This window comes from Brevundimonas sp., assembly GCF_036399195.1.
GTDB lineage: Bacteria > Pseudomonadota > Alphaproteobacteria > Caulobacterales > Caulobacteraceae > Brevundimonas.
Genome location: NZ_DASWNO010000274.1, coordinates 1 through 8,378, shown reverse-complemented (window position 1 = coordinate 8,378; position 8,378 = coordinate 1). Strand labels below are relative to the sequence as shown.

Annotated in this window: 7 protein-coding genes; 6 read left to right on the top strand and 1 reads right to left on the bottom strand. The window is 68.1% G+C overall.

Going from position 1 to position 8,378, the window contains the following annotated elements; translation table 11 throughout:
• The first annotated feature begins 275 nt into the window (after positions 1 to 275).
• Positions 276 to 785 (top strand): DUF2306 domain-containing protein, encoded by a 510-nt coding sequence (locus VGB60_RS11875; protein WP_331038460.1) that lies wholly within the window; start codon positions 276 to 278, stop codon positions 783 to 785.
• Here the strand turns inward: VGB60_RS11875 and VGB60_RS11870 are convergent.
• A complete protein-coding gene (locus VGB60_RS11870; RefSeq protein WP_331038459.1) occupies positions 745 to 1,470 on the bottom strand; it encodes a TetR/AcrR family transcriptional regulator in 726 nt (241 codons plus the stop codon). The genes VGB60_RS11875 and VGB60_RS11870 overlap by 41 nt on opposite strands.
• Positions 1,471 to 1,643: 173 nt before the next feature.
• Between VGB60_RS11870 and VGB60_RS11865 the strand changes: the two genes are divergently transcribed.
• From VGB60_RS11865 to sucD, 5 genes are all read left to right on the top strand, one after another.
• The gene (locus tag VGB60_RS11865) at positions 1,644 to 3,860 is read left to right on the top strand and encodes a TonB-dependent receptor (RefSeq protein ID WP_331038458.1); all 2,217 of its coding nucleotides are present in this window, start codon (positions 1,644 to 1,646) and stop codon (positions 3,858 to 3,860) included.
• Between the two features lie 121 nt (positions 3,861 to 3,981).
• Entirely contained in the window at positions 3,982 to 5,487 is a 1,506-nt protein-coding gene (locus VGB60_RS11860) for an MFS transporter (RefSeq protein WP_331038457.1), read from the top strand.
• A 192-nt stretch (positions 5,488 to 5,679) separates the two neighbouring features.
• On the top strand, positions 5,680 to 6,870 hold the full coding sequence (gene sucC / locus VGB60_RS11855) for an ADP-forming succinate--CoA ligase subunit beta (RefSeq protein ID WP_331038456.1): 1,191 nt from the start codon (positions 5,680 to 5,682) through the stop codon (positions 6,868 to 6,870).
• Between the two features lies 1 nt (position 6,871).
• On the top strand, positions 6,872 to 7,456 hold the full coding sequence (locus VGB60_RS11850) for a hypothetical protein (protein ID WP_331038455.1): 585 nt from the start codon (positions 6,872 to 6,874) through the stop codon (positions 7,454 to 7,456).
• A gap of 39 nt (positions 7,457 to 7,495) precedes the next feature.
• A partial coding sequence (sucD, locus tag VGB60_RS11845; protein ID WP_331038454.1) for a succinate--CoA ligase subunit alpha occupies positions 7,496 to 8,378 on the top strand: 883 nt, incomplete at its 3' end.

The following is an 8,378-nucleotide window of genomic DNA, read 5'->3' as shown; positions in this document are numbered from 1 at the left end:
TTGCGGTAGGGGCGGGCGCCTCCTCGTCCCGTCCTTCCGGGGCTGGGACCGGCGCAGCCGGGACCAGAACCCGGAACCCAGAGGTCCGGGCGCAGTCCTGGATCACTCTGACGTCGAGCCCGGTCTTCTGGATTCCGGGTTCCGCTGCGCGGCCCCGGAAGGACGGGATTGGCGGGCGCGTTCACTCGCGAACGGCGCGCGGTCGTTCGCGCATCGGCGCAGGACAGGACGCGGCGGAGGGCTCAGCACGGACCGGTCAACTCCGGAGCCCTCGCATGACCGCCCAGCCCCTGCCCACCCCCACCTTTCCCGCCCGCCGCCTGATCCTGCTGGCCGGGCTCGCCATCGGGGCCGCCGCCGTCTTCGCCGCCATGGCGCGGTTCGGGCATGCGCCGGAGTGGGGGCTGCTGGCGCGGCAGCCGCTGGCGGTGCGGATCCATGTGCCGGCGGCGCTGGCGGCGCTGTTGATCGGGACGGTGCAGCTGGTCGGGGTCAAGGGCACGGGGGTGCATCGCGTGCTGGGCTGGAGCTGGGTCATCGCCATGCTGACGGTGGCGGCCAGTTCCTTCTTCATCCGCCAGATCAATCCGGGGGCCTTTTCGTGGATCCACCTGCTGAGCGGCTGGACCTTCATCGCCGTGCCGATGGCCGTGGTCGCGATCCGGCGCGGGCGGGTGAAGGGGCATGCGCGGGGGATGGCGGGCGCCTTCGTCGGCGGGCTGGTCATCGCCGGCGCCTTCGCCTTCACCCCTGGCCGGCTGATGTGGGAGATGTTCCTGGGCTAGGCTGGCAGACGGCGCGGAAGCCTGCCGCCGCGAACCGCACCATATAGTCCGAGGCCGTCTCGAGATCGCCCGAGCGGCACAGGCCGCCGGACAGCCGGTCCAGCCGCCCGGTCTCGCCCAGCGTCAGGGTCAGGGCGCCCGACAGGTTGTGATAGGCCCAGTACAGGTCGACCTCGCGCGCGCCGGGCAGGATGCGCTTGATCAGCTCGATCAGGCGGCGGATGGCGGGATCGTAATAGCGGGCCATGATCTCGCCGCCGAAGGTGGGGTTGGCGTTGGTCTGGGCCACCAGGGCGGCGTAGTGTTTCCAGCCCGGCCCGCCCTTCAACGACCATTCGAACGGCGGGCGCAGGAAGGCCTCGAACAGGCCCTCCAGCGTCATGGCGTCGCCGGCCTCGCGGGCGTAGCGGTTGATGGCCTCGACCCGCTCGTTGTTCCAGACCTCGGCCCGGCGCAGGAAGACCGCGTCGAACAGGCCGCGCTTGGCCCCGAAATAGTAGTGCACCAGCGCCGTATCCACGCCCGCCTCGCGCGCCACCTCGCGGATGGTGACGCCGTAAAAGCCGTGTTTGGAGAACAGGTCCTCGGCGGCGTCGAGAATCAGATCGCGCGTGTCGGCGCCGCCGGCGACCTCGGCCTTGCGCGGGCGGCCGCGTTTCACCGCCGGGACGTCGAGCTTGCTCATGCGGCCAAGCTAGGCCCGGAGGGGCCGCCTGTGCAACGGCGCCACAGGTTAGCGGTGCTGTAACGCAGCGGAAGCTTCACGTTTGACAGACGATGCGAAACGGTTACGGTCCGCGAAAATCATTGAACGCTGAATAAATAAAAGCGTCAGGGCTGGAACAGAGGATTGGGGCTATGATGAACCGCTATGTGAAAACCGCCTTGCTGGCAGGAGCCGCCTGGAGCGCGCTTTCGACCTTCGCCGTGGCGCAGGACGCCTCGCCGCAGCAGGAAGCCACGGCCATCGACGACGTCGTCGTCACCGCGCGCCGCCGCACGGAAAACCTGCAGGACGTGCCGATCGCCGTCACCGCCGTGAGCGCGGAGACGCTGGAGAACCGCGGCTCGGCCGACATCACCGAACTGGCGCGGTCGACGCCCGGCCTGACGCTGAACTCGGCGCGCGGCTCCAACTCGACCCTGATCTCCTTCATCCGCGGCGTCGGCCAACAGGATCCGCTGTGGGGCTTCGACCCGGGCGTGGGCCTGTACATCGACGACGTCTACGTCGCCCGCCCGCAGGCCGCCGTCCTGGACATTTTCGACGTCGAGCGGATCGAGATCCTGCGCGGCCCGCAGGGCACGCTGTACGGCCGCAACACCATCGGCGGCGCGATCAAATACGTCACGCGCCGGATCGGCGACGACCCGCTGATCTCGCTGCGCGGCTCGTACGGCAGCTATGACCAGTTCGACGCGGTGGCCAGCATCTCCGGCCCCCTGACAGAGAATTTCGGCGTCTCGGCCTCGGTCGCGCGTTATCTGCGCGACGGCTTCGGGACCAACCGCAACACCGGAACCGAGCACTACAACAAGGACGTGCTCGCCGGCCGCGCCAGCTTCGAATGGACGCCGAGCGACAGCCTCTTCTTCCGTCTCGCCGGCGACTATGTGAAGGACAGCTCGAACGCCCGACACGGGCACCGCGAGTTCGCTCCGATCCCGGCCAATGAATACGACACCTTCGCCGGCGCCGGCGACAAGAACGAGGTGGTCGCCCGCGGCCTCTCGTTCACCGGCGAATGGGAGGCCAACGACTGGCTGACCCTGAAGTCGATCACCGCCTATCGCGACGGCCAGACCCGCGGCAACATCGACTTCGACAACCAACCGGGACCGATCCTCGACATCCCCGCCCAATACGACGACGACCAGTTCAGCCAGGAATTCCAGGCCCTGTTCGAAGGCGACCGCTGGTCGGGCGTCGCCGGCGTCTACTATCTCGACGCCACGGCCTCGGGCGCGTTCGACACCGTCGTCGGCGCCTTCAACCTGACCACCCTGACCTCGGGCAGCGTCGACACCAAGAGCTGGTCCGTCTTCGGCGACTTCAGCTACGACCTGACGGAGCAGCTGTCGGTCTCGGTCGGGGGGCGCTTCACCCACGACGAGAAGACCGGCACGGTCTTCCGCCGGCAGTATCTGGGCATCCGCAGCCCGTTCTTCGGCAACGCGGCCGCCGTCCCCCTGGGCATCCGCACCAACTACACCGACACGCGCGAGTTCGAGGAGTTCACCCCCCGGGCCAGCGTCTCGTACGAGTTCACGCCGGACCTGACCGCCTACGCCTCGTGGGGCCGCGGGTTCAAGTCGGGCGGCTTCGACATGCGCGGGGACGCCGTTCTGTATCCCGCCACGGTCGACGGCTACGACCCGGAGACGGTCGAGACGTTCGAAGTCGGCCTGAAGGGCCGCCTGTTCGACAGCTTCACCTTCGCCACGGCGGTGTTCGACTCGTCCTATCAGGACCAGCAGATCACGACCCAGTATCCGGCCGGAGCCACGGTGGCGTCAGTGGTCGACAACGTCGGCTCCTCGTCGATCCGCGGCTGGGAGTTCGAGGGCTCGTTCCGCGTCACCACCAATCTCGTCATCAACGGAATGCTGAGCTACATCGACGCGCAGTTCGACGAGTTCCTCGCCTACATTCCGACGGCTTCGGGCAACACCACCTGCCCGACCCTGGTCGGCTGCTTCGTGGACGTCGCCAGCCAGCGGAACTTCCAGAACACGCCGGAGTGGACCGGCTCGATCAGCGCCACCTACCGTCACGACTTCTCGGACGGTTCGGAGCTGGCCTTCACGCCGTCGGCCGCCTACCGCGGCGCCTACCAGCAGTTCGAGACCCCGGCTCCCCTGCTGGATCAGGAATCCTACTGGATGTACGACGCCAGCGCGGTCTGGACCTCGGCCAGCGACCGCTGGACCGTCGCCCTGCACGGCAAGAACCTGACTGACGAGCGGTACAAGACGGGCGGCTACAGCTTCCCCGGCGCCGCCACGGGCAACTCGATCATCGCATTCTACGGCGCGCCGCGCACCTACACCTTCACCGTCGGCGTGAAGTTCTGATCTCCTGAGCCTGATCATCTGATCACGGGCGGCGGTTCTCCTGAGCCGCCGCCCTTTTTCTTTGGCGCCGCCGCACGGCGCAGCTACCGTCACCGCAAGAAGACCAGTCGAGGGAAACGCCATGAGCACGACGGACGCCGCACCGGCCCGCCCCGGTTATCGCTTCTACGTTCTGGCGATCCTGATCCTCGTCTACATGCTGAACTTCCTCGACCGACAGATCATCGGCATTCTGGCCGCGCCGCTGAAGGCCGAGTTCGGCCTGTCCGACAGCCAGTTCGGCTTGCTGGGCGGCATCGCCTTCGCCTCGGTCTATTCGACGCTGGCCATCCCGCTGGCGTGGCTGGCGGACCGCTACAGCCGGGTGTGGATCATGACGGGCGCCTTGGCCGTCTGGAGCGGGTTCACCGCCCTGTGCGGGGTCGCGTCCTCTTTCACCCAGTTGTTTCTGTTCCGCATGGGCGTCGGCGTGGGCGAAGCCGGCGGCGTGGCGCCGGCCTATTCGCTGGTGGCCGACTACTTCCCGCCGCACCAGAGGGCCCGGGCGCTGGCGGCGTTCGCCTTCGGCATCCCACTGGGCACCGCCGCCGGAACCCTGGTCGGGGGCCTGCTGGCGGCGACTTACGGCTGGCGCACCGCCTTCATCGTCGTGGGTCTGGCAGGCGTCCTGCTGGCTCCCCTGCTGCTCTTCACGGTCCGCAATCCCACACGGGGCGGGACCGACACGATCAAGACCGAGGCCGAGCTGGCGGCCATCGCCGCCGCGCCGGTGGTCGGATCGGGCAAGGCGGGGGCCATCGCCGCCCTCATCATGCTGGGCCTCGGCGCCGGCTGCCTGATCCTGGCGGCCTTGAACCATTTCGCCGGGCTTGAACTCGGCAATGCGCTGGTGCTCGCCTTTGGCGGCTTGCTGGCCATGGTCATCGGCATATCGCTGACAATCGCGCGCCGCACCGCCTCGGCGGTCATTCCCAAGCCGAGCTTCTGGCTGCTGGCGCTGGGGGCGGCCTCGTCTTCGGTGTGCGGCTACGGCGTGGCGGGCTGGCTGCCGCTCTTCTTCATGCGCAGCTTCGGCCTGAGCCTGTCGCAGACCAGCTGGTATTACGCCGGCATCGCCCTGATCGGCGGCACGCTCGGCATCTGGCTGGGCGGCGCCATCGCCGACAAACTGTCGAAGCGCGGCAAGGGGGCCTATCCGCTGACGCCGGCCATCGCCTTCCTGATCTCGGCGCCGATGTTCATTCTGGCGATGAACTCGCCGTGGCTGATCGGGCTGGTCTTCCCCGGCGGAGGGACCAATGCGCAGCAGCTGATCGTCGCCTTCCTGATCTTCCTGATTCCGACGGGGCTGAACCTGGCCTGGCTGGGGCCGATCACCGCCTCGGTCCAGCATCTGGTTCCCGCGCCGATGCGCTCGACCGCCTCGGCCCTGTTCCTGCTGATCAACAACCTGCTGGGGATCGCCGTCGGCTTCTACTATTTCGGCTGGATGAGCGACCTGCTGGCGCCGCGGTTCGGCGAGGAAAGCCTGCGCTGGGCCATCTACACCGGCATGGGCTTCTACCTGCTGGCGGCCGTGCTGCTGATCGGGGCCTCGCGGACGTTGAAGCGGGACTGGGTGGACTAGGTTCCAGGGATTAGGGATTAGGGATTAGGGAACAGGAAGCGCCAAGGCTGAGGAGAGATCTCGCCGGAGGCCCGACCTTGACCCTCATCCCTCATCCCTAATCCCTAATCCCTAATCCCTCGTCCCTGACCTGTTGCGCCTGCGAAGGCGCAGCCCCTATAAGCCGCCAACTCTCCCATCCAGGCGGCCCCCATGAACATCCACGAGTACCAGGCCAAGCAGGTTCTGAAGGGCTTCGGCGCCCCGGTCGCCGAGGGCGTCGCCATCACCTCGGCGGATCAGGCCGAGGCGGCGGCGAGGCAATTGCCAGGCCCGCTGTACGTCGTGAAGTCGCAGATCCACGCCGGCGGGCGCGGCAAGGGCAGGTTCAAGGAACTGCCGGCAGACGCCAAGGGCGGCGTGCGGCTGGCCTTCTCGATCGAGGACGTGGTCAAGAACGCCCGCGAGATGCTGGGGAACACCCTAGTCACCGCCCAGACCGGCCCGGCCGGCAAACAGGTCAACCGGCTGTACATCGAGGACGGCGCCGACATCGAGCGCGAGCTGTACTGCTCGCTGCTGGTCGACCGCTCGACCGGCCGGGTGTCGTTCGTCGTCTCGACCGAGGGCGGCATGGACATCGAGGCCGTGGCGCACGACACGCCCGAGAAGATCCAGACCATCGACATCGACCCGGAAGCCGGCGTCACCCCCGCAAACGTGGCCGAGATCAACACCGCCTTCGGCCTGACGGGCGAGGCGGCGAAGGACGGCGAGACGCTGTTTCCGATCCTCTACAAGGCCTTCGTCGAGACCGACATGTCGATGCTGGAGGTCAATCCGCTGATCGTCATGAAGGACGGCCGCCTGCGCGTGCTTGACGCCAAGGTCAGCTTCGACGGCAACGCCCTGTTCCGCCACGAGGACATGAAGGCGTTGCGCGATGAGACCGAGGAAGACGCCAAGGAGATCGAGGCCTCGGAATGGGACCTCGCCTATGTCGCGCTGGACGGCAACATCGGCTGCATGGTCAACGGCGCCGGCCTGGCCATGGCGACGATGGACATCATCAAGCTGTACGGGAAAGAGCCCGCCAACTTCTGCGACGTCGGCGGCGGCGCCTCCAAGGAAAAGGTCGCGGCGGCCTTCAAGATCATCACCGCCGACCCGGCCGTGCAGGGCATCCTGGTCAACATCTTCGGCGGCATCATGCGCTGCGACGTCATCGCCGAGGGCGTGGTCGCGGCGGTCAAGGAAGTGGGCCTGAAGGTGCCGCTGGTCGTGCGCCTCGAGGGCACCAACGTGACCGAGGGCAAGCGCATCCTGAACGAGTCCGGCCTCGCCATCACGGCGGCGGACGACCTCGACGACGCGGCGCAGAAGATCGTCGCGGCGGTGGGGTGACGTGAAGCGGCTACGCCTCCTTCTCGTCTCTCTCGCCCTGGCGGCCTGCGCCGGCGCGAGTTCGGCCCAGACCGCGGTTGAGCCCACGCCGACCGACGTGATCGACCTGCTGAACACGGTTTGCATCGCCGCGCACGGGGATCGCGCCCTGGTGCGCAGTCGCGCCTCCGAAGCGGGGTTCTCCGCCGCGCCGAGCTCGCTCGCGCCGCCGATCCGCAACGCCTCGGACGTCGAACTCTTCATCCGCAGCAACGCCACCGACGCCGTCATTCTGATGACCGGCAAGATCACCCGCCGCGTCGGTCGCGACTCGGTCGTCATGGAGGCCTGCGCCGTCAATGTGCGGCCGACCGACCATCGCGCGCTCGACCGGCGTCTGCGGGAGGTGGTCGGCTTCGCGCCGGTCCGTCTCGCCGGGCTTGAGGCCTACGCCTGGCTGCAGACGCCCGAGGGCCGCGCGCCGACCCGCGAGCTGTCCGACCCGCAGTTCCTTGCCATGGCCCGCACCGGCCAGATGCGAATGCTGGCGATCGACCGTCAGGCCAACGGATCGAGCCTCGCCTACTTCCTCCCGCGCGTCGACTGATCGCCGCTCCCCTCTCCCGACATCCGGAAATCCCTCGCCATGTCCATCCTCGTCGACAAGAACACCAAGGTCATCGTCCAGGGCCTGACCGGCAAGACCGGGACGTTCCACACGGAACAGGCGCTGCGCTACTACGGCACCAAGATGGTCGGCGGCGTGCACCCCGCGAAGGGCGGCACGAACTGGACCGGGTCGGAGGGCGAGACCCTGCCGATCTTCGCCTCGGTGGCCGAGGCCATGGAAGCCACGGGCGCGACCGCGTCGGTGATCTATGTCCCGCCTGCGGGCGCCGCGGACGCCATCATCGAGGCCATCGAGGCCGAGGTCCCCTTCATCACCTGCATCACCGAGGGCATTCCGGTGCTGGACATGGTGCGGGTCAAGGCGCGCCTGGACCGGTCGAAGTCGCGGCTGCTGGGCCCGAACTGCCCGGGCGTCCTGACCCCGGAAGAGTGCAAGATCGGCATCATGCCGGGCTCGATCTTCAAGAAGGGCAACGTCGGCATCGTCTCGCGTTCGGGCACCCTGACCTATGAGGCGGTGTTCCAGACCTCCAACGAGGGCCTCGGCCAGACCACGGCGGTCGGCATCGGCGGCGACCCGGTCAAGGGCACGGAATTCATCGACGTGCTGGAGCTGTTCCTCGCCGACGACGAGACGAAGTCGATCGTCATGATCGGCGAGATCGGCGGCGCGGCCGAGGAGGACGCGTCCCAGTTCCTGATCGACGAGGCGAAGAAGGGCCGCTCCAAGCCCATGGTCGGCTTCATCGCCGGCCGCACCGCGCCCAAGGGCCGGACCATGGGCCACGCCGGGGCCGTGGTCTCGGGCGGCAAGGGCGACGCGGAGTCCAAGATAGCCGCCATGGAAGCCGCCGGCATCCGTGTTTCACCTTCGCCCGCGCGGCTGGGCGCGACGCTGG

Excerpts from the sequence above, each read along its gene's own strand:
- VGB60_RS11875 (WP_331038460.1), top strand. The coding sequence starts at position 276 with ATGACCGCCCAGCCCCTGCCCACCCCCACCTTTCCCGCCCGCCGCCTG.
- VGB60_RS11870 (WP_331038459.1), bottom strand. The coding sequence starts at position 1,470 with ATGAGCAAGCTCGACGTCCCGGCGGTGAAACGCGGCCGCCCGCGCAAG.
- VGB60_RS11865 (WP_331038458.1), top strand. The coding sequence starts at position 1,644 with ATGATGAACCGCTATGTGAAAACCGCCTTGCTGGCAGGAGCCGCCTGG.
- VGB60_RS11860 (WP_331038457.1), top strand. The coding sequence starts at position 3,982 with ATGAGCACGACGGACGCCGCACCGGCCCGCCCCGGTTATCGCTTCTAC.
- sucC (WP_331038456.1), top strand. The coding sequence starts at position 5,680 with ATGAACATCCACGAGTACCAGGCCAAGCAGGTTCTGAAGGGCTTCGGC.